This is a genomic window from Actinomadura spongiicola (genome assembly GCF_003432485.1).
In the GTDB taxonomy this organism is placed as follows: domain Bacteria; phylum Actinomycetota; class Actinomycetes; order Streptosporangiales; family Streptosporangiaceae; genus Spirillospora; species Spirillospora spongiicola.
In genome coordinates this window covers 138,357-165,005 of record NZ_QVNQ01000009.1, presented here as the reverse complement: position 1 = coordinate 165,005, position 26,649 = coordinate 138,357, and the positions used below count along the sequence as shown (strand labels likewise).

General features: G+C 73.9%; 26 protein-coding genes. 17 read left to right on the top strand and 9 right to left on the bottom strand.

All coding sequences use genetic code 11. The annotated features are described in order from the left end of the window. Window positions 1-7 precede the first annotated feature (7 nt). Window positions 8-967, top strand: a complete 960-nt coding sequence (locus tag D0T12_RS26855; protein WP_117402752.1) for an alpha/beta hydrolase — start codon at window positions 8-10, stop codon at window positions 965-967. 7 nt (window positions 968-974) lie between these two features. On the opposite strand, the gene D0T12_RS26850 is transcribed toward D0T12_RS26855, so the two are convergent. Together D0T12_RS26850 and D0T12_RS26845 are read right to left on the bottom strand one after the other, a co-directional pair. Beyond that, the gene (locus D0T12_RS26850; protein WP_117402750.1) at window positions 975-1,550 is read right to left on the bottom strand and encodes a TetR/AcrR family transcriptional regulator; all 576 of its coding nucleotides are present in this window, start codon (window positions 1,548-1,550) and stop codon (window positions 975-977) included. Between the two features lie 74 nt (window positions 1,551-1,624). Then, entirely contained in the window at window positions 1,625-2,419 is a 795-nt protein-coding gene (locus D0T12_RS26845; RefSeq protein WP_117402748.1) for an SDR family NAD(P)-dependent oxidoreductase, read from the bottom strand. A 136-nt stretch (window positions 2,420-2,555) separates the two neighbouring features. On the opposite strand from D0T12_RS26845, the gene D0T12_RS26840 reads away from it, so the two are divergent. Further along, complete coding sequence (locus tag D0T12_RS26840) at window positions 2,556-4,616, top strand: HelD family protein (protein ID WP_117402746.1); 2,061 nt, start codon at window positions 2,556-2,558, stop codon at window positions 4,614-4,616. Window positions 4,617-4,626: 10 nt separating this feature from the next. Here D0T12_RS26840 and D0T12_RS26835 read toward each other — a convergent pair whose 3' ends face one another. Together D0T12_RS26835 and D0T12_RS26830 are read right to left on the bottom strand one after the other, a co-directional pair. Further along, window positions 4,627-5,271, bottom strand: coding sequence for an adenylate kinase family protein (locus tag D0T12_RS26835; protein WP_117402744.1), 645 nt, complete (start codon window positions 5,269-5,271; stop codon window positions 4,627-4,629). A 42-nt stretch (window positions 5,272-5,313) separates the two neighbouring features. Continuing rightward, window positions 5,314-5,868 (bottom strand): universal stress protein, encoded by a 555-nt coding sequence (locus D0T12_RS26830; protein WP_117402743.1) that lies wholly within the window; start codon window positions 5,866-5,868, stop codon window positions 5,314-5,316. Between the two features lie 267 nt (window positions 5,869-6,135). Here D0T12_RS26830 and D0T12_RS26825 point away from each other — a divergent pair, with 267 nt between their 5' ends. From D0T12_RS26825 to D0T12_RS26795, 8 genes are all read left to right on the top strand, one after another. Next, window positions 6,136-7,113 carry a sigma-70 family RNA polymerase sigma factor gene (locus D0T12_RS26825; protein WP_117402741.1) on the top strand — a complete coding sequence of 326 codons (978 nt, stop codon included), beginning with the start codon at window positions 6,136-6,138 and terminating at the stop codon, window positions 7,111-7,113. A gap of 259 nt (window positions 7,114-7,372) precedes the next feature. After that, window positions 7,373-8,038: a protocatechuate 3,4-dioxygenase subunit beta gene (pcaH, locus tag D0T12_RS26820; protein WP_117402739.1), complete on the top strand. Its 666-nt coding sequence runs from the start codon at window positions 7,373-7,375 to the stop codon at window positions 8,036-8,038. Further along, complete coding sequence (pcaG, locus tag D0T12_RS26815) at window positions 8,038-8,574, top strand: protocatechuate 3,4-dioxygenase subunit alpha (RefSeq protein ID WP_117402738.1); 537 nt, start codon at window positions 8,038-8,040, stop codon at window positions 8,572-8,574. Before pcaH ends, pcaG begins: the two co-directional genes overlap by 1 nt. Continuing rightward, window positions 8,564-9,811, top strand: a complete 1,248-nt coding sequence (gene pcaB, locus D0T12_RS26810; protein ID WP_233526307.1) for a 3-carboxy-cis,cis-muconate cycloisomerase — start codon at window positions 8,564-8,566, stop codon at window positions 9,809-9,811. Before pcaG ends, pcaB begins: the two co-directional genes overlap by 11 nt. Continuing rightward, on the top strand, window positions 9,808-10,584 hold the full coding sequence (gene pcaD, locus D0T12_RS26805; RefSeq protein WP_199487723.1) for a 3-oxoadipate enol-lactonase: 777 nt from the start codon (window positions 9,808-9,810) through the stop codon (window positions 10,582-10,584). The genes pcaB and pcaD overlap by 4 nt, the downstream gene beginning before the upstream one ends. After that, window positions 10,581-10,985 (top strand): 4-carboxymuconolactone decarboxylase, encoded by a 405-nt coding sequence (pcaC, locus tag D0T12_RS36020; RefSeq protein WP_199487722.1) that lies wholly within the window; start codon window positions 10,581-10,583, stop codon window positions 10,983-10,985. The genes pcaD and pcaC overlap by 4 nt, the downstream gene beginning before the upstream one ends. 22 nt (window positions 10,986-11,007) lie before the next feature. Continuing rightward, window positions 11,008-11,802: an IclR family transcriptional regulator gene (locus tag D0T12_RS26800; protein ID WP_233526306.1), complete on the top strand. Its 795-nt coding sequence runs from the start codon at window positions 11,008-11,010 to the stop codon at window positions 11,800-11,802. Between the two features lie 20 nt (window positions 11,803-11,822). Continuing rightward, complete coding sequence (locus D0T12_RS26795) at window positions 11,823-12,980, top strand: 4-hydroxybenzoate 3-monooxygenase (protein ID WP_117402736.1); 1,158 nt, start codon at window positions 11,823-11,825, stop codon at window positions 12,978-12,980. On the opposite strand, the gene cphA is transcribed toward D0T12_RS26795, so the two are convergent. From cphA to D0T12_RS26780, 3 genes are all read right to left on the bottom strand, one after another. Beyond that, window positions 12,973-15,654 carry a cyanophycin synthetase gene (gene cphA, locus D0T12_RS26790; RefSeq protein ID WP_117402734.1) on the bottom strand — a complete coding sequence of 894 codons (2,682 nt, stop codon included), beginning with the start codon at window positions 15,652-15,654 and terminating at the stop codon, window positions 12,973-12,975. The genes D0T12_RS26795 and cphA overlap by 8 nt on opposite strands. Window positions 15,655-15,656: 2 nt before the next feature. After that, the gene (locus D0T12_RS26785) at window positions 15,657-16,490 is read right to left on the bottom strand and encodes a cyanophycinase (RefSeq protein ID WP_117402732.1); all 834 of its coding nucleotides are present in this window, start codon (window positions 16,488-16,490) and stop codon (window positions 15,657-15,659) included. 96 nt (window positions 16,491-16,586) lie between these two features. Continuing rightward, window positions 16,587-17,432: a siderophore-interacting protein gene (locus tag D0T12_RS26780; RefSeq protein WP_117402730.1), complete on the bottom strand. Its 846-nt coding sequence runs from the start codon at window positions 17,430-17,432 to the stop codon at window positions 16,587-16,589. A 231-nt stretch (window positions 17,433-17,663) separates the two neighbouring features. Between D0T12_RS26780 and D0T12_RS26775 the strand changes: the two genes are divergently transcribed. From D0T12_RS26775 to glpK, 4 genes are all read left to right on the top strand, one after another. Further along, window positions 17,664-18,437: a cyclase family protein gene (locus D0T12_RS26775; protein WP_117402728.1), complete on the top strand. Its 774-nt coding sequence runs from the start codon at window positions 17,664-17,666 to the stop codon at window positions 18,435-18,437. Then, the gene (locus tag D0T12_RS26770) at window positions 18,434-20,140 is read left to right on the top strand and encodes a thiamine pyrophosphate-binding protein (RefSeq protein ID WP_117402726.1); all 1,707 of its coding nucleotides are present in this window, start codon (window positions 18,434-18,436) and stop codon (window positions 20,138-20,140) included. Before D0T12_RS26775 ends, D0T12_RS26770 begins: the two co-directional genes overlap by 4 nt. Before the next feature lie 77 nt (window positions 20,141-20,217). Continuing rightward, window positions 20,218-21,066 carry an MIP/aquaporin family protein gene (locus D0T12_RS26765; protein WP_117402725.1) on the top strand — a complete coding sequence of 283 codons (849 nt, stop codon included), beginning with the start codon at window positions 20,218-20,220 and terminating at the stop codon, window positions 21,064-21,066. A 33-nt stretch (window positions 21,067-21,099) separates the two neighbouring features. Further along, window positions 21,100-22,617, top strand: coding sequence for a glycerol kinase GlpK (glpK, locus tag D0T12_RS26760; RefSeq protein WP_117402723.1), 1,518 nt, complete (start codon window positions 21,100-21,102; stop codon window positions 22,615-22,617). Between the two features lie 4 nt (window positions 22,618-22,621). Here glpK and D0T12_RS26755 read toward each other — a convergent pair whose 3' ends face one another. Next, a complete protein-coding gene (locus D0T12_RS26755) occupies window positions 22,622-23,410 on the bottom strand; it encodes a SigB/SigF/SigG family RNA polymerase sigma factor (RefSeq protein WP_117402721.1) in 789 nt (262 codons plus the stop codon). A 187-nt stretch (window positions 23,411-23,597) separates the two neighbouring features. Between D0T12_RS26755 and D0T12_RS26750 the strand changes: the two genes are divergently transcribed. The 3 genes from D0T12_RS26750 (at window position 23,598) to D0T12_RS26740 (ending at window position 25,661) form a co-directional block, all read left to right on the top strand. After that, the gene (locus D0T12_RS26750; RefSeq protein WP_117402719.1) at window positions 23,598-24,059 is read left to right on the top strand and encodes an SRPBCC family protein; all 462 of its coding nucleotides are present in this window, start codon (window positions 23,598-23,600) and stop codon (window positions 24,057-24,059) included. 223 nt (window positions 24,060-24,282) lie between these two features. Continuing rightward, window positions 24,283-25,185, top strand: a complete 903-nt coding sequence (locus D0T12_RS26745) for a polysaccharide pyruvyl transferase family protein (protein ID WP_117402717.1) — start codon at window positions 24,283-24,285, stop codon at window positions 25,183-25,185. Window positions 25,186-25,259: 74 nt separating this feature from the next. Then, window positions 25,260-25,661: a DUF2267 domain-containing protein gene (locus D0T12_RS26740; RefSeq protein ID WP_117402715.1), complete on the top strand. Its 402-nt coding sequence runs from the start codon at window positions 25,260-25,262 to the stop codon at window positions 25,659-25,661. A gap of 11 nt (window positions 25,662-25,672) precedes the next feature. Here D0T12_RS26740 and D0T12_RS26735 read toward each other — a convergent pair whose 3' ends face one another. After that, a complete protein-coding gene (locus D0T12_RS26735; protein WP_117402713.1) occupies window positions 25,673-26,629 on the bottom strand; it encodes an NAD-dependent epimerase/dehydratase family protein in 957 nt (318 codons plus the stop codon). Window positions 26,630-26,649: the final 20 nt, after the last annotated feature.

Genomic DNA, 26,649 nt, shown 5'->3' with positions numbered 1-26,649 from the left:
CCCGCACATGCCCCTGCACCCGCAGACCGCGCGTTTCCTGGACGTCCTCGCGTCCTGGACGGCTCCGCAACGGACGGGCGACGCGGCGGAGCCCACGATCGAGGAGATGCGAGCGCGGATCGGCCCGGCGCTCCCGGGGGTCCGGCGGGAGCTGCCCGAGGTCCGGGACGTCCGCGTGCCGGGTCCGGGCGGTCCGGTGCCGGTGCGCCTGTACCGTCCGGAGCCTCCCGGCAGGGGAGCCCTTCCGGCGATCGTGTACCTGCACGGCGGGGGCTGGGTCCTCGGCGACGTCGACAGCGTGGACGGCGCCTGCCGCGACCTCGCCGCGAAGACCGGCTGTGTCGTGCTGAACGTCGGGTACCGCCTGGCCCCGGAGCATCCGTTCCCCGCCGCCGTGGACGACGCCTGGGCCGTCGTGGCGTCGGTCGCGCGGGAGCCGAAACGGTGGAACGCCCGTCCCGGGGCCGTCGCCGTGGCGGGGGACAGCGCGGGCGGGAACCTGGCGGCGGCGGTCGCGCTGCTGGCGCGCGAGCGGGGCGTTCGCCTCGCCCACCAGTTGCTCGTCTACCCGGTGACCGACACCGCGATGGACACCCCGAGCTGGCGGCGCTACCGGTCCGGCTACGGGTTGGACGCCGCGACGCTCGCCTGGTTCCTGGAGCTCTACCGGGGCGCGGCCGACCCGGCGGACGTCCGGCTCGCGCCGCTGCGCGCCCCGGACCTGACCGGCGCCGCGCCCGCCACAGTGATCACCGCGGAGTACGACATCCTGCGGGACGAGGCGGAGGCGTACGCGCGCCGGCTCGCCGCCGCCGGGGTGCCGGTGGAGCTGCGCCGCTACGACGGCGTCGTGCACGCGTTCTTCCTGCTCCCCGAGTTCTTCGACGCCGGTGCCGAGGCGATGGACTACGCCGCTCGCCGGTTGCGCGCGGCGTTCGACCCCGGCCCCGCTCAGGGTTCCCGCTGAGGGCCCGTCAGCGGGGGCCGGGGACGTCCAGGTAACGCGTCACCATCCGGGCGATGACGTGCGCGAGCCGCTCCGGCGGCCCGGACGGCAGCATGATGTGGCTGGCGGTGAGCCGCACCGCCGCGTCGGTGATCTCGGTGAGGGCGGCACGGTCCAGGTGCGGCCAGCGGCGCAGGGCGTGCTCGGCGATGCGGGCGCTGGCGGTGAACATCACCGGCTCGGCCCGCGTGGTGAGCAGCGGCAGCATCTCGTCGCCGCCCGCGCCGGTGAGCACCGCCTTCTTCAGCCGGTCGTCCGCCGACATCTCCAGTGTGTACGTCACGGCGGCGACCACCGCCGAGTACAGGTCGTCGTGCCGGGACAGCACCGCGTCGATGCCGTCGAGGTAGCGCTCGTTGTGGCGGACCACGACCGCCCGCGCCAGGCCCCACTTGTCGCCGAACTCGTTGTAGACGGTCTGCCGGCTCACCCCGGCCGCGTCCGCGACGTCCCGCATCCGGACCGCCCGGTAGCCGCGTTCCACGAGAAGGTCGGCGGCGGCGTCCAGCAGGGACTCGCGCACGGAACGGCGGGCTGTGCCCATGGGTCGTCGTTCCTCCGGGGGTGACGAGGTGAGGTGGCGCCCTCACCTCCCATTTTAGGGTGAACGCCCCCGGTTCAGGGCTGGAGCCGGTCGCGGGTCCACTCCTTGACGCCGTCGACGAACGCGTCGACGTCGGCGGCCTTCCCGGAGGCCATCTCGCTGAACCAGCCCGGCACGTACCGCTCGAACCCGCCGGAGCCGACGAGGTCGAGGATCGCGTCGGCGACCTCGCGCGGCGGCAGCGCGTCGGACAGGTCGCTGATCGGCTCCTCGTTGCCGGGGAGGGTGAACAGCTCGGTCCCGGCGATGAGCGCGGGCTGGACGACGTGGGCCCGCACGCCGGTGCCGTCCAGGTCGACCGCCAGGCTCTCCCAGAACGCGGTCAGCGCCGCCTTGGACGCCGCGTACGCGGCCTCGTGCGGGGGCCCGAGCCGCGCCGCGACCGAGCCGACCGCCACCAGATGCCCCCGCCCGCGCCTGATCATCCCGGGCAGCAGCGCGAGCGTGAGCCGCACCGGGGACAGGTAGTTGAGGCGCATCACGTCCTCGGTCTCGGCGGGGGACAGGTCCTGGACGCGGCGTCGCTTCGGCATTCCCGCGTTGTTGACCAGGATGTCCACGCCGCCGAACTCCCGCTCGACGGCGGCCGCGAGATCGGGGATCGCGTCGAGTTCGGCGAGGTCGGCCGTCCACAGCGCCGAGTCGGGCGCGTGCTCCCGGCACCGGGCGAGGACCTGCTCCAGCCTGTCCTTGCGGCGCGCGACGACGCCGACGCGCGCCCCGGCGGCCGCCAGCGCCTCGGCGACGACCGCGCCGATGCCGGACGAGGCTCCCGTGACCAACGCCGACCGTCCCGTCAGAGTGACCATGCCGCCCAACGTCACACACCCCGGCCCGACCGGCAAGGCGCACCGCCGCCGGAAAACGGACTGCGCCGACCTCGACCCCTGTCGGTAAGGTGGTGAGTTTCGCCCTCGCCCCCCTTCCTTCCGGAGGTCCACGCCCATGCCCGGCGAACCCGACGAGCCCGTCCAGCCCGACCAGGCGGCCGTTCTCGCCGCCGAACGCGCGCACCTGGCCGCGTCCCGCGCCGCGCTGCGCCGGATGCGCGAGCACGCGAGCGGCCTGTCCGCGGACGTGGCGGCCGACTGGGTGTCCAAGCAGTACCTGGAATCGCTGCTCGACCAGCGCGTCGCCGCGCTCGCCGACCATCCCGACGCCCCGCTGTTCTTCGGTCGCATGGACCGCGACGTCCGCCCGGACGGCCCGGATGTTCCGGCGGAGGACTCCGACCTGCCGGCGGTCATGTACGTGGGGCGGCGGCACGTCCACGACGGCGACGAGGGACGCCCGCTCGTGCTGGACTGGCGCGCCCCCGTGTCGCGGGCCTTCTACCAGGCCGGTCCCACCGAACCCATGGGATGGCGGCTGCGGCGCCGGTTCGGCTTCCAGGCGGGGGAGTTGACCGCGTTCGAGGACGAACCCCTCGACGGCGGGGACCTCGGCCCGTCCCGCATCCTGACCGAGGAGATCGAGCGTCCCCGGACCGGGCCGATGCGCGACATCGTCGCCACCATCCAGCCGGAACAGGACGCGATCGTCCGCGCGGACCTGCCCCGCACCGTGTGCGTGCAGGGCGCGCCGGGCACCGGAAAGACGGCCGTCGGCCTGCACCGCGCGGCGTACCTGCTGTTCACGCACCGGGAGCGGCTGGCGCGGGCCGGGGTCCTGATCGTCGGCCCCAACCGGGCGTTCCTCGCCTATATCTCGGCGGTCCTGCCCGCGCTCGGCGAGGTCAAGGTCGAGCAGGCCACGGTCGACGACCTGCTCGGCGCGCCGACGGCGGGGGAGCCGGCGCGGGTCGCCGCCCTCAAGGGCGAGGCGCGGATGGCGGACGTGCTGCGCAAGGCCCTGTGGCTGCACGTCCGCAAGCCGGTGGACGGCCTGGTCGTCACCCGCGGCTCGGCCCGCCACCGGCTCGCCGACCACGAGGTCCGGGAGATCGCCGCCGCGCTGCGCGGCACGACCCGGTACGGCAGCGGCCGCGCCGCGTTCGCGCAGCGGCTCGCGCACCAGATCCTCGTGCGGATGGAGCGGCGCGGCGAGGCGCCCGACGACCGGGTCCAGGATCAGGTCGCGCGGAGCGCGCCCGTCCGGCGGGTCCTCGACGAGGTATGGCCGAAGCTGACCCCCGAGCAGGTCCTGTACCGGCTGCTGTCGGACGCCGACTTCCTGCGCCGGGCCGCCAAGGGCGTCCTGGACGACGACGAGCAGGCCGCGCTGCTGTGGGCGAAACCGGCCCGCTCCCACCGCTCGGCCGCCTGGACAGCCGCCGATCGCGCGCTGCTCGACGAGCTGAACGACCTGATCGAGCGGACCCCGTCACTCGGGCACCTCGTCGTGGACGAGGCGCAGGACCTGTCGGCGATGCAGTTGCGGGCGCTGGGCCGCCGCTGCGGGACGGGCTCGGCGACCGTCCTCGGCGACATCGCGCAGGGCACCACGGCCTGGTCGGCGCGGTCCTGGAAGGACGTTCTCACCCACCTCGGGCAGGACGGCGACGTCACCGAGCTCACCCTCGGCTTCCGCGTCCCAGGAACCGTCCTGGACTACGCGGCCCGGTTGCTCCCGCACGTCGCGCCCACACTGGAAAGGCCCCGCTCGCTGCGTCCCGGCGCGGGCGCCCTGGACGTGCGGCGCGTCGCCGACCCGGTGACCGACGCCGTCGACGCCGCCCGCGAGGCCCTCGCCCGGCCCGGCTCGGTCGGCCTGATCGTCCCGGACGCGGCGGCGGACGCGCACGCCGCCGCGCTGCGGTCCGCCGGCCTGGAGCACGGCGTGCTCGGGCCCGACTCGGGCGGCGACGCCCGTCTCCTCCTCGTCCCGGCCACCCTCGCCAAGGGCCTGGAGTACGACCATGTGATCGTCGCGGAGCCCGCCGCGATCGCCGCCGCGGAGGCACGCGGCCTGGCCCGGCTGTACGTGGTGCTGACCCGCGCCGTCACGTCCCTGACCGTCCTGCACCGCGAGGACCTCCCCGCCGAGCTGGCGGGCCGTTCGATGTGATCCTTGGAGGTCAGAGCGGCGGGGGCAGCGCGAGACGTTCCCTGATCGTCCGCTGCACCTCGTCGACGCCCGGCGTTGCGTCGACGGTCACCACGTACTCCTTGCGGCCGAACAGCTCCAGGACGGGGTCGGTCTTCTCGTGGTACAGGCGCAGCCGCTCGACGAGGGCCTCCTCCGTGTCGTCCTCCCGGGCGACCAGCTCGCCGCCGCACACGTCGCAGCGTCCCTCCTCGGTGGGACGGTCGGCGATCAGGTTGTAGTCCATCCCGCACCGGGAGCAGTACCGGCGGGCCAGGACGCGGCGCCGGACCTCCCCGTCCGGGAGGTCGAGATGGATCACGCCGTCGATGTCGTAGCCCTCCAGGAAGAACTCGGCCTGCCTGCTGTTGCGCGGGAACCCGTCGATGACGAAGCCGTAGTTCCAGTCGTGCTGGTCGAGGCGGTCGCGGACCACGCCCTCCACCAGGTCGTCGCCGACCAGCTCACCGGCCGCCATGATGCGCCGCACCTGGGCGCCGAGCTTGGTGTGGTTCTTGACATGCCACCGGAAGACGTCGCCGACGCTGATGTGCACGATGTCGAGATCGCGTGCGAGCAGCGCGGACTGCGTCCCCTTACCGCTGCCGAGTGGCCCGACGATGACGTACTTGCGCATGAGGAAACCCTATGCGGGACGTCCCGCCCGGACCCGCGCGACTCACAGCGGCAGGCGCAGGCGACGCCCGAGGCGGCGGAACCGGGAGTCCGGCACGTGCTCGGGGGACTCGTCCCGCGCGATCAGCCGCTCCAGCAGCGTGTCGAACGTGGGCGGCCGGACGCACACCAGCGTCGCCCGCGCCCGCCGCGCGCAGTGCAGCCGCACCGACGGGCGCAGCAGCCGCGAGAACGGGCCGCGTGCGCCGTGCCCGACGACGAGGATGTCGTCCTCGCCCGCCAGCCGCACCAGCGTGGCCCCCGGCTCGCCGACCAGGGCCAGCGCCGTCATCTCCACCCCGTCCGGCGGGCCGTCGCTCACCTCCGCGAGCAGCCGCGCGATCAGCTCGGCGCCGGAGCCGCGCAGCGCCTCGGTGATGCCGCAGCCGAGCTGCCCGGCCGCCGAAACGTGCGGGGGCAGCGGCGCGGCGTGCGCGACCAGCAGCGGCAGCCGCCGCAGCCGCGCCTCGCCGATCGCCCAGGAGAGGGCGCACCGGGCGCCCGCGGAGTCGTCCACCCCCACCACGACGCGGGGGCCGCCCTCCGGTCTCGCGATCACGGTCCCTCCCGAGGCCGCCGGTTGATGTGCACTCTAGGGTGCAGGCATACCCGCCGCCACGGAAGTGTTTCGCGCGGGAGAAACTCGGTTTCCCGGGCCCGTCCCGGACGGCGTCGGGGAAGTTCGCGCTGGTCGGGGCGTAGGATGAGGACGGGTCGCACGGTTCTGTCAGTGGGTCCGCATACGGTCGGAGACGACACGGAAGCAGACGGGCCCCGTCGGTGGAGCCGTCCGCGCGTCGACGCCGAACGAAGGTGACGGCCTCTCATGGCGAACAGCACCATAGACACAGACCGGGACTTCCAGGCAGCAGCCGACCCCTACCGGCGGGAGCTGCTGGCGCACTGTTACCGGATGCTTGGCTCCATGCACGACGCCGAGGACCTGGTACAGGAGACCTACCTGCGGGCCTGGCGGTCCTACGGGAACTTCGAGGGACGCTCGTCCCTCCGGACGTGGCTGTACAAGATCGCGACGAACGTGTGCCTCACCGCGATCGACCAGCGCGGCAACCGGCCCATGCCGTCCGGGCTGGGCGCGCCGAGCGACGAACCGGAACGACCGGTCGTCGCCTCGCCCGAGGTGCCGTGGCTGGAGCCGGCGCCCGACGCCGTGCTAGGCGCGGACGCCGCCGACCCGGCCACGATCGTCGCCGCGCGGGAGAGCACCCGCCTGGCGTTCGTCGCGGCGCTTCAGCACCTGCCCGCCAAGCAGCGGGTCGTGCTGATCCTGCGGGACGTCCTGAAGTGGCGGGCCGCGGAGGTCGCCGAACTGCTCGACACCTCGACCGCCGCGGTCAACAGCGCGCTGCAGCGGGCGCGGGCGCAGCTGGAGGACAACGCCCCCCTGCGCGACGAACTGGTCGAGCCGACCGACCCGGCGCAGCGTGAGCTCCTCGAACGGTACGCCAAGGCGTTCGAGACCGCCGACATCGCCGGCCTGATCGAGCTGTTCAAGCAGGACGTCATCTGGGAGATGCCGCCGCACCTGGAGTGGTTCGTCGGCGCCGAGCGGGTCGTGCGGCTCATCGAGGCGCAGTGCGGCCCCGCCCCCGACGACATCCGCATGGTCCCGACCGCCGCGAACGGTCAGCCCGCGTTCGGGCTCTACATGCGCGACGAGGACGGCGTGCACCGCCCCTACCAGATCCAGGTCCTCGACGTCACGAAGGACGGCGTCGCGCACGTCTCCGCGTTCTTCTACCCGGCCATGTTCCCCGTGTTCGGCCTGCCCGAACGGATCTGATCCGGGCACGCCCCGCACGCCCCCGGGCGGGTCTTCCACTGAGCGGAAACCCGCGTGCGGCGCTCGCCGCGCCGCCTGTCAGGCTGGTGCCAGCGGCTCCCGCACGACGGCCGGAGCCGCCCGCACGAGGGGGAATGGGAAACATGGACAAGCTCGTGGCGCCGACGGGCGACGAGCGCGCGCCGACGCCCACCGGCGCAGGACGCGCCGGCCGGGCCCGCACGCGGGTGGCCGGCCGCCCGGCGGAGGGGACGAACGCATGACGCACCCTCCGTACCTGTACCCGGCCTACAAGAGCACCGTGCTCCGCGCCCCGGCGCAGGAGCTGATCATGCCGAAACTCGGCCCGGACAGCATCGAGGCGACCGCGCCGGTCTTCGGCCACCAGGAACTCGGCACCCGGGACTTCGACCTCACCACCCAGCACGCCGGTGAGCCGCTCGGCGAGCGGATCACCGTGACCGGTCGCGTCCTGGACGGCGCCGGCCGTCCGGTGCGGAACACGCTGGTGGAGGTGTGGCAGGCGAACGCGTCGGGCCGCTACGCCCATCTCGGCGACGTCCACCCGGCGCCGCTCGACCCGAACTTCACCGGCGCGGGACGCTGCCTCACCGACGACGAGGGCCGGTTCCGGTTCATCACGATCAAGCCCGGCGCGTACCCGTGGGGCAACCACCACAACGCCTGGCGGCCCGCGCACATCCACTTCTCGATCTTCGGGACGGCGTTCACGCAGCGTCTCGTCACGCAGATGTACTTCCCCGGCGATCCGCTGTTCGCCTATGACCCGATCTTCCAGTCGATCCCCGACCAGCGGGACCGCGAGAAGCTGATCGCCCGTTTCGACATGGACCTGACCCGGCCGGAGTGGGCGCTCGGCTACGCGTGGGACATCGTCCTCGGCGACACCCCGATGGAGGCCTGATGACCACCCCGTCGCAGACCGTCGGCCCGTTCTTCGGCTACGCGCTGCCCTACGAGGCCGGGCCGGAGGTCGTGCCCGGCTGGCGCCCGGACGCGATCCGGGTGCGCGGCCGCGTCCTGGACGGCGCGGGCGAGCCCGTCCCCGACGCGCTGCTGGAGATCTGGCAGGCCGACGAGAACGGCCGCGTCCCGCGGAGCCTCGGCGGCCTCGTCCGGGCCGGGCACGACTTCTCCGGCTTCGGACGGTGCGCCACCGACTCCGACGGCGGCTTCTGGTTCGGCACCGTCAAGCCCGGCGCGGTCGGCGACGCCGCCCCCTACATCGCCGTGCTGGTGTTCGCGCGGGGCCTGCTCAAGCCCGTGTTCACCCGGCTGTACTTCCCCGAGGACGCGGCGGCGCACGCGCACGACCCGCTGCTCGGCGCCGTCCCCGACGAGCGGCGCGCGACCCTGATCGCCGAGCGTGAGGGGGAGCGGCGGTACCGGTTCGACGTCCACCTCCAGGGGGAGCGGGAGACGGTCTTCCTTGGCTTCTGACGCCCACGCCGACCGGCCCGACCGGCCCGGCCACCCTGACCGGCAACGCGCCGAGCGCGGGCGGGACCGCGCCGCGGTGTCGCCGGACGCGGGCCTGCTGTCGCCCGTCCGCGCGGGAACGGAGGCGGAGGCCGCCACCGGTGACCTCGCCTACCTGGCGGCCATGCTGGACGCCGAGGTGGCCCTCGCCCGCGCGCAGGCCCGGCTCGGGATCGTGCCCGCCGACGCGGCGGAGGCGATCGCCGCCGCCGCCGTCGCCGACCGGTTCGACCTGGTCGACTTGGCCCGCCGCGCCCGCGACGCGGGCAACCCCGTCGTGCCGCTGGTCGCCGACCTGCGGCGGCTGGCCGGTCCCGCGGGCGGCCACGTCCACCGCGGCGCCACCAGCCAGGACATCGTCGACACCGGCGCCATGCTCGTCGCGGCCCGGACCAGGCGCGTCGTCCTCGCCCGGCTCGACCGGGCACTGGACGCGCTGGCCGGGCTCGCGACGCGGTACCGCGACACGCCGATGCCCGCCCGCACGCTCGGCATGCACGCGCTGCCGACGACGTTCGGCGCGAAGGTCGCGAACTGGCTGACGGGCTGCCTGGACGCCCGCGCCCGGCTCGCCGCCGTGCCGCTGCCCGTCCAGCTCGGCGGCCCCGCCGGGACCTTGGACGCCTACGGCGACCGGGCCCTCGACCTGGTCGCCGCGTACGCGGAGGAGACGGGGCTGGCGTGTCCCGTCCTGCCGTGGCACACGCGCCGCACGCCGGTCGCCGACCTCGCGGCTGCGCTGGCGCTGGTCACCGGCGCGCTCGGGAAGATCGCCACCGATGTGTGGCTGCTGTCGCAGAGCGAGCTCGCCGAGGTCGCCGAGGCCGCCGGTCCCGGCAAGGGCGGGTCGTCGTCGATGCCGCACAAGCGCAACCCGGCGCTGTCCACCGTGATCCGCGCCGCGGCGCTCCAGGTCCCGGCACAGGTACAGGTGATCCTCGCCGCGCAGGCCGCGCCGCACGAGCGGCCCGCGGGGGAGTGGCACGCCGAGTGGCAGCCGCTGCGCGAGTGCCTGCGCCTCACCGGCGGCGCCGCCGAGACCGCCGTGGAACTGCTGGAGGGCCTGGAGGTGTTCCCGGAGCCGATGCGCGCCGACCTCGACGACCTGCTGAGCGTCCTCGGGGACGACCCGGGCGTCGGCGCCGCCGCCGCGCTCGTCGACCGGGCCCTGGCCGCCTACCGTGGGAGCCGCGCATGACCGCCCGTCCACCGCGTCACCGCCTGGACGGCCCGGCCGACGCGCCCGTCGTCGTGCTCGGCCCGTCCCTCGGCACGACCATGGACCTGTGGGCGCCGCAGCTGCCCGCGCTGACCCGGTCCTGGCGCGTCCTGCGCTACGACCTGCCCGGCCACGGGCTGGAGCCGCCGCCGGACGGGCCGTTCACCGTCGAGGACCTCGCCGACGGGATCGCCGGCCTGCTCGACGACCTCGGCGTCGACCGGGTCGCGTACGCGGGCGTGTCGCTCGGCGGGGCGATCGGCGCCGCGCTCGCGCTGCGCGCCCCCGACCGTGTCGCCGGCCTCGTGCTGTGCTGCACGTCCCCGCGCTTCGGCGACCCGGGGCCCTGGCGGGACCGGGCGGCGCTCGTCCGCCGCGAGGGCGTCGGCCCGGTGGCCGACACGGCCGCCGGACGCTGGTTCACGCCGTCCTTCACCGGCGCGGACCCGTACGTGGCGATGCTCCGCGCGACCGACCCCGAGGGCTACGCGGCCTGCTGCGACGCCCTGGCCCGGTTCGACGTCACCGCCCGGCTCGGCGAGATCACCGCCCCCACCTTGGTGATCGCCGGGGAACTGGACATGCCGACGCCCGCGGACGGCCACGCCGACCGGCTGGCGGCGGGCATCCCCGACGCCCGTCTCACGGTCGTCGAGGGCGCCGGGCACCTCGCGAACGCCGAACGGCCCGGCCCCGTCACCGACGCGATCATCGCGCATCTGGACCGCACCTGGAGGAGAGCCGACCGATGACCGACCGCAGCACCGACGGGCGCCTGCACGAGGCAGACCGGCACGGGCAGGGCATGACGACGCGCCGCCAGGTCCTCGGCGACGCCCACGTCGACCGCGCGGAGGCCCGCAAGGACGACTTCACCACCGACTTCCAGGACTTGATCACCCGGTACGCGTGGGGGGAGATCTGGAGCCGTCCCGGCTTGGACCGCAGGACCCGCAGCTGCATCACGCTCACCGCCATGGTCGCCGGCGGTCACCTGGAGGAGCTGGCGATGCACGTGCGGGCCGCGCTCCGCAACGGGCTGACCGCCGACGAGATCAAGGAGGTGCTCCTCCAGTCGGCGATCTACTGCGGGGTGCCCGCGGCGAACTCGGCGTTCGCCGTCGCCCAACGGGTACTCAACGAACAGGAGTGACGTCACGGGCGGGTGGTGACACGTGGGGGGCGAGCGGCCGGTCAGCGTCGCGGGCAAGGTGATGGCGATCCTGAACGCGTTCGCGCAGGGCGGTGTCCGGCCGAACCTGAGCGAGATCTGCCGCCGCGCCGGACTGCCGCTGGCCACCGGTCACCGCCTTGTCGGCGAGCTGACCGAGGGCGGGTTCCTGGAGCGGGTCCCGGACGGCACGTACCGCATCGGCACCCGGCTGTGGCGGATCGGCAGCCAGGCCCCGGCCGTGATGGGGCTGCGCGAGCTGGCGCTGCCCCACATGGAGGACCTGTACGAGGCCACGCACGACAACGTGCAGCTCGGCGTCCTGCGCGACGACCGGGTGCTGATCGTGGAGCGGCTCCGCGGCACCCGCTCGGTGCCGGTCGTGACGCAGGTCGGGCAGACGCTGCCGCTGCACACCACCGGCCTGGGCAAGGTGCTGCTGGCGCACGCGCCGCCGGACGTCCGTGAGAAGGTCCTGGCCGGGGAGCTGGCACGGTACGCGTCGCGGTCCATCACCGACGCGGACGACCTGCGCCGCTCCCTCGAACAGGTCCGCCGCTCCGGCTACGCGCTGACCCGCGACGAGATGACGCTGGGCGCCTCGTCCGTCGGCGCCCCGGTCCGGGACGGGTCCGGGGAGGTGGTCGCGGCGATGTCGCTGGTCTCCGGCACCCGGGGCGCCGACCTGCGGCGGCTGCTGCCGCCGCTGACGACGGCCGTGCGCGCCCTGTCCCGCGACGTGGCGGCGCACTGGCGCGGCCGTCCCGACACGAACTTCGACACGAGCGGCGCCGGATGAACCGGCGGCGAGGAGGATCGATGCGCACACAGGTCGCGATCATCGGCGGCGGGCCCGCGGGGCTGCTGCTGTCCCATCTGCTTCACCTCCAGGGCGTCGACTCGGTCGTGCTGGAGAGCCGGGACCGCGACTACGTGGAGCATCGGCAGCGGGCCGGGATGCTGGAGCAGGGCACGACCGACGTCCTGCGCGACAGCGGCGTCGGGGACCGGCTCGACCGGGAGGGCCTCGTCCACCACGGTCTGGAGCTGCGGTTCGGCGGCGCCGGGCACCGGATCCCGATGACCGATCTGACCGGCCGGGCGGTGACCGTCTACGCGCAGACCGAGATCGTCAAGGATCTCGTCGCCCGGCGCCTGGCGGACGGCGGCGACGTGCGGTTCGAGGCGGAGGTCGTCGACCTGGACGCGTCCGCGCCGAGCGTGACGTTCCGCAGCGGCGGCGAGACCCGCACCCTGGACTGCGACTACATCGCGGGCTGCGACGGGTTCCACGGCGTCGGCCGCACGGCCGTGCCGGGCCTGCGGACGTACTCCCGCGAGTACCCGTTCGCGTGGCTGGGGATCCTCGCCGACGTGCCACCGTCCACCGACGAACTGATCTACGCCCACCATGACCGCGGGTTCGCGCTGCACAGCCTCCGCTCGCCCACGGTCAGCCGCCTGTACCTGCAGGTGTCACCGGACGAGGACATCGCAGCCTGGTCCGACGCCCGCATCTGGGACGAGCTGGCCGCGCGGTTCACGACCGACGACGGATGGACCCTCCGCGAGGGCCCCATCACCGACAGGTCGATCACGCCGATGCGCAGCTTCGTGGCCGAGCCGATGCGGCACGACCGGCTGTTCCTCGCCGGGGACGCGGCCCACATCGTCCCGCCGACCGGGGCGAAGGGCCTCAACCTCGCCGTGTCCGACGTGACGATCCTCGCGCGGGCGCTCACCGAGCGGTACGCCACCGGGTCGGAGACGCTGCTGGACGGCTACTCCGACGCGTGCCTGCGGCGCGTCTGGCGGGCCGAGCACTTCTCCTACTGGATGACGACGCTGCTGCACGTCGACCCGGCCGCGACCGCGTTCGAGCGGCGGCTCCAGCGCTCCAACCTGGAGTATGTGGCCACGTCGAAGGCCGCCGCGACCTCGCTCGCCGAGAACTACGTCGGCCTGCCGCTCACCTGACCGCGTCCCCGCCCGGCTCCGCGCCGAGCGTGTCGAGCAGCTCCACGACGGGCTGGAGCTTCTCGTACAGGAGCAGGACGGGCTCGCCCGGCTCGGCGACGTCCAGCGCCGACGTCAGCGCCCCCTTCAGGTCGCCCGCCGGGTGCGTCCGCACGTCCGCGCGGCCGTCCCGCAGCCCCCGCACGATCAGGCGGGTCATCTCGCCGGAGCGGCGGCCGCGCAGGTCCTCGTCCTCGTAGACGACGACACGGTCGAACGTCCGGGCCACGGCCCGCGCCGTCTCGATCACCAGCTCGTCGGACCGGTCGCCCGGCAGCGTCACCGCGGCGACCCCTCCACCGCGCCCCTCTCCCTTCCGATCGGGGCCGCCCCAGCGCCGCTCGACGAACGCGCCGATCGCCGCGACCGACGCCGGGTTGTGGGCGTAGTCGACCAGGACGGGATTGTCCCCGACCTGGTAGACGCAGCCCCGGCCCGGGTTGCGCGTGTGCGGGTCGAACGTGCGCAGGGCGCGTGCCAGGACGTCCACCGGGACGTCGAGCGCGCGGGCGGCGGCGCAGGCGGCGAGCGCGTCCGCGACCACGTGGGCGGCGTGCCCGCCGAACGAGCCCGCCACCTCGTCGGCCGGCAGGATCCGGGTCCGGCGGTCGCCGCACGCCTCCGTCAACCAGCCATGGCGGTCCACGAAGTAGCCGAGGCCGCCGCCCGCCAGACGCTCCGCGAGCACGGGCGCGTCGGGCGACGCCGCGAAGTAGCGGAGCACGGGCGCGCGGGCCCGCACGCCGGGACGGTCCGCGAGGCCCGCCGTCGCCGGGTCCTCGGCGTTGAGGACGAGGTGGCCGCCGGACCGGATCTCCTCGGCGACGAGGGCCTTGATGTGGACGAGGTCGTCCAGGGAGTCGGCGCCGTCCGCGCCGAGATGGTCGCGGGTGATGTTGGTGACGACGGCGACGTCGGCGCGGTCGTAGCCGAGGCCGCGCCGCACGATCCCGCCCCGCGCCGTCTCCAGCACCGCCGCCTCCACCGACCGATCGCCCAGCACCATCTCCGCCGACCGCGGCCCGGACGCGTCGGACGCGTGCACCAGCCGCCGCCCCACGTACACGCCCTCGGTGCTGGTCATCCCGGTACGGCGCCCGGCCAGCTCCAGCATGTGCGCGATCATCCGGACGGTCGTGGTCTTGCCGTTGGTGCCCGTCACCGACACGACCGGGATCCGCGACGGCGTGCCCGCCGGGTACATCAGGTCGATGATGTCGCCCGCGACGTCCCGTCCGGTGCCCTCGTGCGGCGCCAGGTGCATCCGCAGGCCCGGAGCCGCGTTGACCTCCAGGATCCCGGCGGCGCCGCGGTCGGCGGGCGGCGGCACGGCGATGTCGGGCAGCCGCAGGTCGATGCCGCACACGTCCATCCCGACCGTCGCGGCGGCCCGCACGCACAGCTCGGCGACGTCCGGGTGCACCTCGCCCGTCACGTCCCTGCTGGTCCCGCCGGTGGACAGGTTCGCGTTGCGGCGCAGCCACACCCGCTCCCCGCACGCCGGGACCGACCCCGGGCCGTGGCCGTGCCGCGCCAGCACCGCCAGCTCCGTCGCGCCGAGCGTCAGCCGCGTCAGCGGCCGGTCGTGGCCCTCGCCGCGCGCCGGGTCGGCGTTGACCCGCTCCACCAGCTCGGCGACCGTGGCGGTCCCGTCGCCGGTGACGCACGCCGCGGTCAGCTCCGCCGCCGCGACGACCCGGCCGCCGACGACCAGGACGCGGTAGTCCCGGCCCGGGATGTAGGACTCGACGATCACCTCGCCGTCCTCCCCGGCCGCCGCCGCGAACGCCGCCACGACCTCCGGCGGCGTGGACAACTCGACATGGACGCCCTCGCCCTGGTGGCCCGACAGCGGCTTGACGACCACCGGGCCGCCGATGGCGCGCAGCGCCTCCAGCGCCTCCGCCGCCGACGCCGCCACCCGCCCCTCCGGGACGGGCACGCCCGCGTCGGCGAGCACCCGGTGCGCGAGGCGCTTGTCGCCCGCGACCTCCATCCCGATCGCCGAGGTGCCGTCGGTCATCGCCGCCCACACCGTCCGCCGGTACCGCCCGTATCCGAGCCGCAGCAGGTTCAGGCCGCCGACCCGGCGGACCGGTACGCCCCGGCGGCGCGCCGCGCGGGCCAGCGCCGAGGTGCTCACCCCGAGCCGCTCCGCCTCGTGGACGGCGCCGATCCGGGCCAGGTCGCCGGACGGGTCCGGCACCCACCCGGCGAGCGCCCCGCCGACCAGCCGCAGCGCCAGCGCGATCAGCTCCTCCACCACGGGGCTGCCGGACGGCTCGTCGCGCGGGCACTCCAGCACCACGTCGTACTCGGCGGGCCCGCCCGCCCGCACCGTCCGCCCGAAGAACACCTCCCGGCCGATCAGCCCGGACAGCTCCAGCGTCACGTGCTCGGTGACGTGCCCGAAGTACGTGCCGCGCGCCATCGCGTCCAGCAGCCCGCCCGGCCGGCCGGCCGAGCAGTGGTGCGACGCCAGGCCCGGGAGCGCCTCCACCAGCCGCTCCGCGAACCCGGGATGGTCGGTCGTCTCGTGGCCGGTGAGGCCCTGGAGGTCGAGCCGCGCGATCGCCACCGGACGCGGCAGGTACACGTTCGGGCCGCTCAGGCGGCGCACTTGGTCGAGGCGCACCGCTACCCCTCCTCCGGGCCGCGCATGTTCCCGATCGCCGGGAGCCGGTCGTTCATCTGGAACGCGCAGCCGGCGGGCAGCAGGTGCAGCGACACGTCCAGCATCGCCATCGGCTCGTCGTCGGAGGCGGCGTAGGCGACCGTGGACTGCTCGGCGTCCACGACCGTGACCACGCCCGTGCCGACGACCTCGAACCGGCCGTCGCCGACCACGATCGCGGTGTCCTCGTCGATGCCGACGCCGAGGAGCCTGGTGTCGAGCGCGATGCCGCTCATCAGCCTCGGCAGCCGGCCACGCTCGTTGAAGTGCATGTCGATCAGCACGTTGTCCAGCAGCCCGAGGCCCGGGCCCACCCGCACGGTGGACGCGGCCACCTCGTGCCCCCGCCCGCCGAGGATCATCCAGTGGCCGAGGGCCGTGGCGCCCGCGCTGGTCCCGGCGATGACCAGGCCATCCTGGTGGAGCCGCCGCTTCAGCAGCTCGTTGGTGTTGGACCCCACCAGGGTGCGCAGCCGCGACTGGTCGCCGCCGCTGAACAGCACCCCGCTCGCCGCCTCCAGCGCCCGCAGCGTCGCCGGGTCGTCGGCCGCGGCCCGGCCGAGCAGCCGCAGTTCCCGCACCGAGGTCACGCCGAGCCGTCCGAACACGGCCGTGTACGCGTCGGCGACCTCGTCGGGGACCTCGGTCGCCGTGGTCACGACGACGATGCGGGCGTCCTCGCCGCCCGCCAGTTCGACGAAGGTCTCCAGTGCCCCGGCCCCGCAGGTCCGGTTCTCCGCCCCGCCGATGATCAGCAGCCGGCCCTTGCGTCCGGCATCTCCAAGTTTCTCCTTCACACCGGCTAGCTACCCTTGATCACCCTTGGTAGTCGCGCGAACACGAACGGCGGGCGGGGTGACGGCGGTGCGGCGGCGGGGCGGCGGGGCGGCGGGTCAGGCCAGGGCCCGCGCCTCTTCCTCCTCGACCTGGCGGTTCCAGTCGCGCTTGCCGGACTGCCAGCCGTCCTCGTCCCGGCCGACCCGCCAGTACCCGGATATGGACAGCCGCTCCATCGGTAGGCCCCGCTCGACCCGCAGGTGCCGCCGCAGCGCCTTGACGAAGTTGGCCTCGCCGTGGACGAAGGCGTGCACGTCGTCGTCGGGGAACTTCATGTTCTGGACGGCCTCGACCAGCAGGTCGCCGATCGCGCCGCCGTTGCGGTGCAGCCACACGATCTCCGCGTCGCACGGCGTCGGCAGGTCCTGCTCCTCCTCGGGACCGGCGACCTCGACGAAGACGCGGGCCTGGGCGTCGCGGGGGATCCGCTCGAGCGAGGCGCCGATCGCCGGGAGCGCGCTCTCGTCGCCGACGAGCAGATGCCAGCCGGCGTCGGCGCGGGGCGCGTAGCCGCCGCCCGGTCCCATGAAGTAGATCTCGTCGCCGGGCCGCGCCCGCGCCGCCCACGGGCCCGCCAGGCCCTTCTCGCCGTGGTGGACGAAGTCGATGGTGAGCTCGACGGCCTCGGAATCCCACGCGCGGACGGTGTAGGTCCGGGTGACCGGCCACTGGTCCCGTGGCAGCTCCGCGCGGATCACCTCCATGTCGAACGGCTCGGGATAGGTGACGCCGGTCTGCGGGAACAGCAGTTTGACGTAGTGGTCGGTGAACTCTCCCGCGCCGAACCCGGCGAGTCCCGCACCCCCGATCACCACGCGGATCATGTGCGGGGTGATGCGCGCGGTCCGCAGCACCGTCCCCCTGTGCAGCCCGCGTCCCTTGCGCGCCGGTTCCGTCGCCATCCAACCCTCCGAGGATTCCGATCAGTACTTAGGCAAGCCTAACCTGTGCCGCGTCCGGTTTGTTCCGCGTAACGGCTGGTTGGGGGAGCGAGTGACCGACACGGCGGCGTCCGTGACATGAGGGTGAGCGACCGGGGCAGGCCTGCGTCGGGTGACACTTCGAACAGGCACATCTGCGGTACGTTCGGGTGGCTCCCGTGACTCTCAGCCGCTCGCGCCGCCGGAGGAACGATGTCCGTGCTCGCCCAGTTGCTCAGCGCCGTCCGCGACGGCGGGGTCGAGGTCGTCGACCTGACCGCGCCCCTGTCGGAGCGCACCCCGATCCTGAAGCTGCCGGAGCCGTTCGCGAACACGACGCCGTTCCGGCTCAGGGAGATCAGCCGGTACGACGACCGTGGTCCCGCCTGGTACTGGAACGACTTCGAGGCGGGTGAGCATGTCGGCACCCATTTCGACGCGCCCGTGCACTGGGTCACCGGCCGGGACGGCGAGGACGTCGCCCAGGTCCCGCCCGGACGGCTCGTCGCCCCCGCCGTCGTGCTGGACGCCTCCGCCCGCGCCGCGACCGACCCCGACTTCCTGCTGGAGATCGAGCACGTCCGCGACTGGGAGGCCGAGCACGGTCCGCTCCCGGACGGCGGCTGGCTGCTGTACCGGACGGGCTGGGACGCCCGCGCCGGTGACCAGGACGCCTTCCTCAACGCCGACGACACCGGCCCCCACACGCCCGGCATCTCGCCCGAGTGCGCCCGCTGGCTCGCCGAGGAGACGCGACTCGTCGGCCTCGGCGTGGAGACCGTCGGCACCGACGCGGGCGCCGCGCACGGGTTCGAACCGCCGTTCCCCTGTCACTCCTACTTCCTCGGCGCGGGCAAGTACGGGCTCACCCAGCTGCGGAACCTCGACCGGCTGCCCGCCCGCGGCGCCGTGCTGCTGGCGTCGCCGCTGCCCATCGTCGGCGGCTCGGGCAGTCCCGCCCGAGTACTGGCACTGGTCGAACGATGAAGGTCGCGGAGGCGGTGGGGCGGCACCTCGCGCGGCTCGGCGCCGACACCGTCTTCGGGGTGGTCGGCAGCGGCAACTTCCACGTCACCAACGCGCTGATCGCGAACGGGGCGCGGTTCGTGGCCGCCCGGCACGAGGGCGGCGCCGCCACGATGGCCGACGCGTACGCGCGGGTCAGCGGCGGCCTCGGGGTGGTGTCGGTGCATCAGGGCCCCGGCCTCACCAACGCCGTCACCGGCATCGCCGAGGCCGCCAAGAGTCGCACCCCGCTGCTGGTCGTGGCCGGTGAGGTCGCCGCCTCCGCGGTCCGCTCCAACTTCCGGGTCGACCAGGCCGCCCTGGCCGCGGCGGTCGGCGCCGTCCCCGAGCGGGTCCACTCGCCGGGGACCGCGCTCGCCGACGTGGCCCGCGCCTGCCGCACCGCGGTCGCCGAGCGCCGCACCGTCCTGCTCGGACTGCCGCTGGACATCCAGGACGCCGAGTACCCGGACCCGGCGGGCCCGCGTCCCGCGCCCCGTAGCGAGCGACGCCAGGACCCGTCCCCGGTGCCGCCGCTGCCCGTGCCGCCGCGCACCGCGATCGTCCGGCTGGCCGACGTGCTGGAGGACGCGCGGCGGCCGGTGTTCATCGCGGGCCGGGGCGCGCGGCTGTCCGGCGCCGGGGAGCCGCTCGCGGACCTGGCCCGGCGCTGCGGGGCGCTGAACGCGACGTCCGCCGTCGCACGCGGCCTGTTCGTGGGGGACCCGTTCGGCCTGGACGTCAGCGGCGGCTTCGCCACCCCGGCCGCCGCCGACCTGATCCGGGGCGCCGACCTGATCGTCGGCTGGGGCTGCTCGCTGAACATGTGGACGACCCGGCACGGCGCCCTCGTCGGCGCGGACACGACGGTCGTGCAGGTCGACGTGGACGCGCGGGCGCTCGGCGCGCACCGTCCCGTCGACCTCGGCCTGATCGGGGACGCCGCCGAGACGGCGCGGGCCGTGGACGCGGAGCTGGACCGGCGCGGGCACTCCGCGTCCGGGTACCGCACGCCCGAGGTCGCGGAGCGGCTCGCCCGCGAGGGACGCTGGCAGGACGTCCCCTACGTCGAAGACTCCCAACACGGCGGCGAGGACGGCGGCGGGGACGGTCCGCGCATCGACCCTCGCACCCTGTCGATCGCCCTGGACCGGATGCTGCCCCGCGACCGCACCGTCGCCGTCGACTCGGGGAACTTCATGGGCTACCCGGCGATGTTCCTGGACGTCCCCGACGCCGACGGGCTCGTGTTCACGCAGGCGTTCCAGGCGGTCGGGCTCGGCCTCGCCACCGCCATCGGCGCCGCCGTGGCGCGTCCCGACCGGCTGACGGTCGCGGCGCTCGGCGACGGCGGCGCGCTGATGGCCGCCGTGGAACTGGAGACGGCCGTGCGGCAGAGGCTCGACCTCCTCGTGGTCGTCTACGACGACGAGGCGTACGGCGCCGAGGTCCATCACTTCGGCCCCGGCGGGCATCCGCTGAGGACGGTGACGTTCCCGCCCACCGACCTCGCCGCGATCGGACGCGGCTACGGCTGCGACGCGGTGACCGTCCGGCGCCCCGAGGACCTCGACGCGGTGGCGGCCTGGCTCGCGGGTCCACGCGACCGGCCGATGGTCGTGGACGCCAAGGTCACGCGCGGCCGGCCCGCCTGGTGGCTGGAAGAGGCGTTCCGGGGCCACTGACCGCGTCGGCCGGTTTGCCGGACCGCACCTGGGAACGATGCCGGACACGATCATCTCCCGGTGTCCGAGGAGGAGCGATGACGCGAGGTCCGACCGTCCCCGGGCTGGTCAGGGAGATGCTGGCGGAGTTCGCCGGCACGATGATCCTGATCCTGTTCGGTGTCGGCGTCGTCGCGCAGGTGGTCGCGGGCAGCGGGCTCGGCGACCCGCAGAGCCTCGGCGACCACGACAGCATCGCGTGGGCGTGGGGCATCGGGGTGACCCTCGGCGTGTACGTCTCGGCGCGCATCAGCGGCGGGCACATCAACCCGGCCGTCACCCTCGCCCTCGCCGTCTTCAAGGGCTTCCCCTGGCGCAAGGTGCTGCCGTTCTGGTTCGCCCAGATACTCGGCGCGCTGGTCGCGGCGCTGATCGTCCGGTGGAACTACTCAGAGATCCTGCAGAGGTTCGACCCGGGCCTGACGAAGAAGTCGCACATCGTCTTCTCCACCCTGCCCGGCAACGGGACGCTGCCGATCGAGACGTGGGGCGCGTTCCGCGACCAGGTCATCGGCACCGCGATCCTGCTGTTCCTCGTCCTCGCCCTCACGGACCTGCGCAACGCGCCGCCGCTGGCGAACCTGGCGCCGCTCATCATCGGGCTCGTCGTGGTGGCGATCGGGATGGCGTTCGGCGCCGCCGCCGGGTACGCGATCAACCCCGCCCGCGACCTCGGCCCGCGCATCGCCCAGTTCCTCACCGGCTACGGGTCGGACGTCTGGCGAGATCAGTACGGGGAGCTGTATTTCTGGGTCCCGATCGTGGGGCCCCTGATCGGCGCCGTGGTCGGCGCCGGGCTTTACATCCTCCTCATCGGGCGCAACCTCCCCGGTGAGGAGGAGGGGACCGTGCCGACCGAGCCCAAACCGGAGTACGACGTCCCCTGAGTGAGGGAGGACGTCGCCTGAGAAAGGAAGGCCATGGCCGACTTCGTCGGAGCGCTCGACCAGGGCACCACCAGCACCCGCTTCATGATCTTCGATCACGGTGGCGACGAGGTGGCGCGGCACCAGCTCGAACACGAGCAGATCCTGCCGCGTGCGGGCTGGGTGGAGCACAACCCCACCGAGATCTGGGAGCGCACCCGCTCCGTCATCGAGTCCACGCTGAACAAGGCGAGCCTGTCCCACACGGACCTGGCCGCGTTCGGGATCACGAACCAGCGTGAGACGACGGTGGTGTGGAACCGCCGTACCGGCCGCCCGTACTACAACGCGATCGTGTGGCAGGACACCCGTACCGACCGTGTCGCCGCGGCCCTGGAACGCGACGGCCGCGGCGACGTCATCCGCCGCAAGGCCGGCCTTCCCCCGGCGACGTACTTCTCCGGCGGCAAGATCCAATGGATTCTCGACAACGTCGACGGCGTGCGCGAGGCGGCCGAGGCCGGCGACGCCGTCTTCGGCAACATCGACACCTGGGTGCTGTGGAATCTGACCGGCGGCGCCGACGGCGGCGTCCACGTCACCGACCCCACCAACGCCAGCCGCACCATGCTGATGGATCTGGAGACCCTCGACTGGGACGACGAACTGCTGTCGTTCTTCGGCGTCCCGCGTTCGATGCTGCCGAGGATCGAGCCGTCCTCGGCGCCCGAGCCGTACGGCGTGACCGCCCGCGGCGGCCCGATGGGGGGCGAGGTGCCGCTGACCGGGATCCTCGGCGACCAGCAGGCCGCGACGGTCGGGCAGGTGTGCTTCGCCCCCGGCGAGGCCAAGAACACCTACGGCACCGGCAACTTCCTCCTCCTCAACACCGGGGAGGAACTCGTCCGGTCGAAGGCGGGGATGCTCACCACCGTCTGCTACCGGTTCGGGGACCGGCCGCCGGTGTACGCGCTGGAGGGGTCGATCGCGGTGACGGGGTCGGCGGTGCAGTGGCTGCGGGACCAGCTCGGCATCATCTCCGGCGCCGCGCAGAGCGAGTCGCTGGCCCGGCAGGTCGACGACAACGGCGGGGTCTACTTCGTGCCCGCCTTCTCCGGCCTGTTCGCGCCCTACTGGCGGTCGGACGCCCGCGGCGCGATCGTCGGCCTGTCACGGTTCAACACGAACGCGCACCTGGCCCGCGCCACCCTGGAGTCGATCTGCTACCAGTCGCGCGACGTGGTGGAGGCGATGCGCGCCGACTCCGGAGTCGACCTGGACGTCCTCAAGGTCGACGGCGGCGTCACCGCCAACGAGCTGTGCATGCAGTTGCAGGCCGACATCCTCGGGGTGCCGGTGTCCCGTCCGGTGGTCGCCGAGACCACCGCGCTGGGCGCAGCCTACGCCGCCGGACTCGCCGTCGGGTTCTGGAGCACCACCGACGAGCTCCGGCGGAACTGGAATGAGGACCGGCGCTGGGAGCCCACCTGGACCGAGGAGCAGCGGCGGGACGGCTACGCGAATTGGAAGAAGGCCGTGGAACGCACCTACGGCTGGGTGGAGATGGACTGACGGGTCACCGTTCGGTCAGCAGCCCGGCGCGGAGCCTGTCGAGCGTCGCGCGGAGCAGCCGCGAGACGTGCATCTGGGACAGGCCGATCTGCTCGGCGATCTGCGTCTGGGTCTTGTTGCCGAAGAACCGCAGCAGCAGGATCGTCCGTTCGCGTTCGGGCAGGTCGGCGATCAGCGGGCCGAGCGCGTGACCGTCGATGAAGGCGTCCAGGGCCGGGTCGTCCGACCCGAGGTACTCGCCGATCGTGCCGGTCTCGCCGCTCGGCGACCCGTCCGCCGGGGCCTCCAGCGACAGCGGCCGGTAGGCGTCGCAGGCGACGATGACCTCGACCGTCTCCTCCTCGGTGATGCCCATGAGCGAGGAGATCTCCGCCGTCGTGGGGGAACGTCCCCGCTCGCGGGTGAACTCCTGCACGGTGCGCTGCAGCACCGGTCGCATCTCCTGGATGCGGCGCGACACCCGCAACCCCCAGGTCTTGTCGCGGAAGTGCCGCTTCACCTCCCCGGTCACGACCGGGTAGGCGTAGGTGACGAACCGGTCGCCGATGCCGGGGTCGAACCGGTTGATGGCCTTGACCAGGCCGAGGTAGGCGACCTGCTGGAGGTCGTCGATCGGTTCGCCGCGGCCGGCGTACCGGCGCGCGACCCCGCGGACGAGCGGGGTGTGGAGGTCGACGATGCGGGCCCTGAGCCGCTCCCGCCGGGGATCGTCCTGTGCGAGCCGGTTCATCTCCGCGAGCAGTGTCTCGGTCTGTCCGTCGTCGAACCGGGTGGTGGACTGAGCCGGCGTCATGGTGCGGGTCGTCTCCCTTCGGTGAGCGGCCGTCGGGACGGGGGGCGATCGCTCGGTGCAGACCCTCTACCCGTCGATCGGCACGTCACACGGCGGTTCGAGCGCCGTTCGGCCGCGGGCGGGGCGGGGCGCCGGGATAACGGGCGCCGTCGCGGGTACCGGAGACGGTGACCCGGGAGGGGGAGCCGTGAGCACGATCATCGAGTCGGTCGACGTCAGCGTCCCGATCCGCACCGCCTACGACCAGTGGACACAGTTCGAGACGTTTCCGCAGTTCATGGAGGGCGTCGAGGAGGTCCGGCAGGTCGACGACACCACGGTCCGCTGGCGGACGCGGATCGCCGGTGTCACCCGCGAGTTCGACGCGCGGATCACCGAGCAGCTTCCCGACGAGCGCGTCGCCTGGAAGTCCGTGGACGGTTCCGCGCACGCCGGTGTGGTGACCTTCCACCGGCTGGACGAGACCACGACCCGCGTCACCGCGCAGTTGGACTTCGCTCCGGACGGCGTCGTGGAGAAGGCCGGTGACCGGCTCGGGGCGCTGACCCGTCGCGTCAAGGGCGACCTGCAGCGCTTCAAGACGTTCATCGAGTCCCGCGGGGTGCAGACCGGGGGGTGGCGCGGTCAGGTCGACCGTCCCGAGCCGTGACCAGTGGAAGCCGGGAGGAGGGGGACGCGGAACGTGGTGCGGCCCAGGCTCGCAGGTCGGGGCACAGGGCTCCGATCTCGCGAGTGGGCCGCGACGTGACTGTGCCCATCCGGCCGTTCCGGTAAACCGACCGGCGCGCTAACTGTCACCGCGCGGGGACACCGCACCGGCGGCCATGGGCGCGTCTCCAGACCGGCCCTGACGACTCCGGAGGTGCGGACCGTTGCGGGTTCTGGTGACCGGATGGCCGAGTTTCCTGCACGGCGAGGCGACGGCCGGCGACGTTCTCGCGATGGAGGCCGTCCGGTCGGGGCTGGCTGGCGCGGGCGTCGAGTGCGAGCAGGCGTGGAGTCCGGTGTTCCGGCCCGGCGGCTTAACCCTCGACCGCGCCGACCCCGGCGACTACACCCATCTGGTCTTCGCGTGCGGGCCGCTGCGCGGATGGCAGATCGAGGAGCTGCACCGCCGGTACGCGCGTTGCGTCCGCGTCGCCGTCGGCGTCTCGGTCATCGACCCCGACGACCCGGCGGTCACCGGGTTCGACGCCGTCCTTCCCCGTGACGCCCCCGCGACGGCGGGCGCGCGGGCCCCGCGGCCCGACCTGGCGGCGCTGCCCGTGACCCCGTCCGTACCGGTCGTCGGGGTCGTGCTCGCGCCCGGCCAGGACGAGTACGGGGCGCGGCGGCGGCACGGTCCCGTCGAGCGGGAGCTGACGGAGTGGCTCGCCGCCCGGGAGTGCGCCCGGCTGCCGCTCGACACGCGGCTCGATCCGCGCGACTGGCGGCTGTTCGGCACGCCGGCCGAGCTGGAGTCGGTGCTGCGCCGGCTCGACCTGGTCGTGACGACCCGGCTGCACGGGCTCGTCCTCGCCCTGAAGAACGGCGTTCCCGCGCTGGCCGTGGACCCGGTCGGCGGCGGCGCGAAGGTGACGGCCCAGGCGCGGGCCTGGTCGTGGCCCGCCGTCCTGACCGTGCCCGAGGACGCGACCGGGCGGCTGCTCGACCCGCGTGCGCTGGATCGCTGGTGGGACTGGGCGCTGTCGGCGCGGGGCGCGGGATCGGCCTCCTCGTCACCGCCGTCCGACACCCTGCTCGGTGAGCTGCTGGACGTGCTCGGCGCACGTTAAGACCCCGACATATCGGGAAGTTTTCGCAGGTCAGGCAAAGTGCAGCGAAACGGTAGGGGGAAGGAGCGTCCGCCATGCGGCACGAGGAGTTCATCGGCAAGGTCCAGAACCGCGGACGCCTCTCCGGTCACGGTGAGGCGGAGCGGGCGACCCGGTCGGTCCTGGAGACGCTCGGCGAGCGGATTCCGGAGGGGCTCGCCGACAACCTCGCGGCACAACTCCCGCACGAGATCGGCGAGCATCTGCGCCGAACGGAGATCTACGGCGGCGCCGGGTCGGGTGAACGGTTCGGCAGGCACGACTTCATCGAGCGGGTCGCCCACCGGGCCGGCTCCGACGAGCCCAGGGCCGCGTTCCTGACGCGGGTGGTCCTGGAGGTGACCGACGAGGCGACCCAGGGGGCCGTCGCGCAGAAGGTGCGCGGCAGCCTGCCCGCCGACCTCAGGGAACTCGTGGCGGCGGGCAGCAGCGGCTGACAGGCGACAGGTCAGGCGGGTCGGGCGGTCACCAGTTCCCGCGCGAACCACTCGATCGTGCCGCGTAGACCGTTCTCGACCGTGATGCGGGGACGCCAGTCGAGCACGTCCTCGGCCAGCCGGGTGTCGGGCCGCCGGACGCGGGGGTCGTCCGCCGGACGGTCGACGAACCGGATCCGTGACCGCGACCCCGTCAGGTCGATGATCAGTTGGGCGAGGTCCGCCATGGAGATCTCGTAGGGGCTGCCGATGTTCATCGGCCCGGGATGATCGGCGGTGGCGAGGGCGAGGATGCCGCGGACGGTGTCGTCGACATGACAGATCGAACGGGTCTGCGACCCGTCCCCGGTCACCGTGAGGTCCTCGCCGGTCAGCGCCTGCCGCAGGAACGTCGGGATGGCGCGGCCGTCGTCGGGTCGCATCCGCGGCCCGTAGCTGTTGAAGATCCGCACGATCCCGGTGTCGAGGCCGCGGGCGTGCCGGAACGCCGACGTGAGCGCCTCCCCGAACCGTTTCGCCTCGTCGTACACGCTGCGCGGCCCGACCGGGTTCACGTTCCCCCAGTACGACTCGGGCTGCGGATGCACCAGCGGGTCCCCGTACACCTCGGAGGTGGAGGCGAGCACGAACCGGGCGTTCTTGCCCTCGGCGAGTTCCAGCGCGTTGCGGGTGCCCTGGCTGCCGACCTCCAGCGTCTGGATCGGCAGCCGCAGGTAGTCGGCGGGGGACGCGGCCGACGCCAGATGGAAGACGTAGCCGACCTCTCCGGGGACGTGCACCGGGTCGGTCAGGTCGCGTTTCAGGAACCGGAAGTCGCGCCGCCCGGTCAGGTGCGCGATGTTGCGGGACGTCCCGGTCAGCAGGTTGTCCAGGCACACCACCGAGATGCCCCGGGCCAGCAGCGCCTCGCACAGGTGCGAGCCGAGGAAGCCGGAGCCGCCGGTGACGACGGCGCGTGGATGTCTCATCGTGTTCCCCTTCGGCGGGA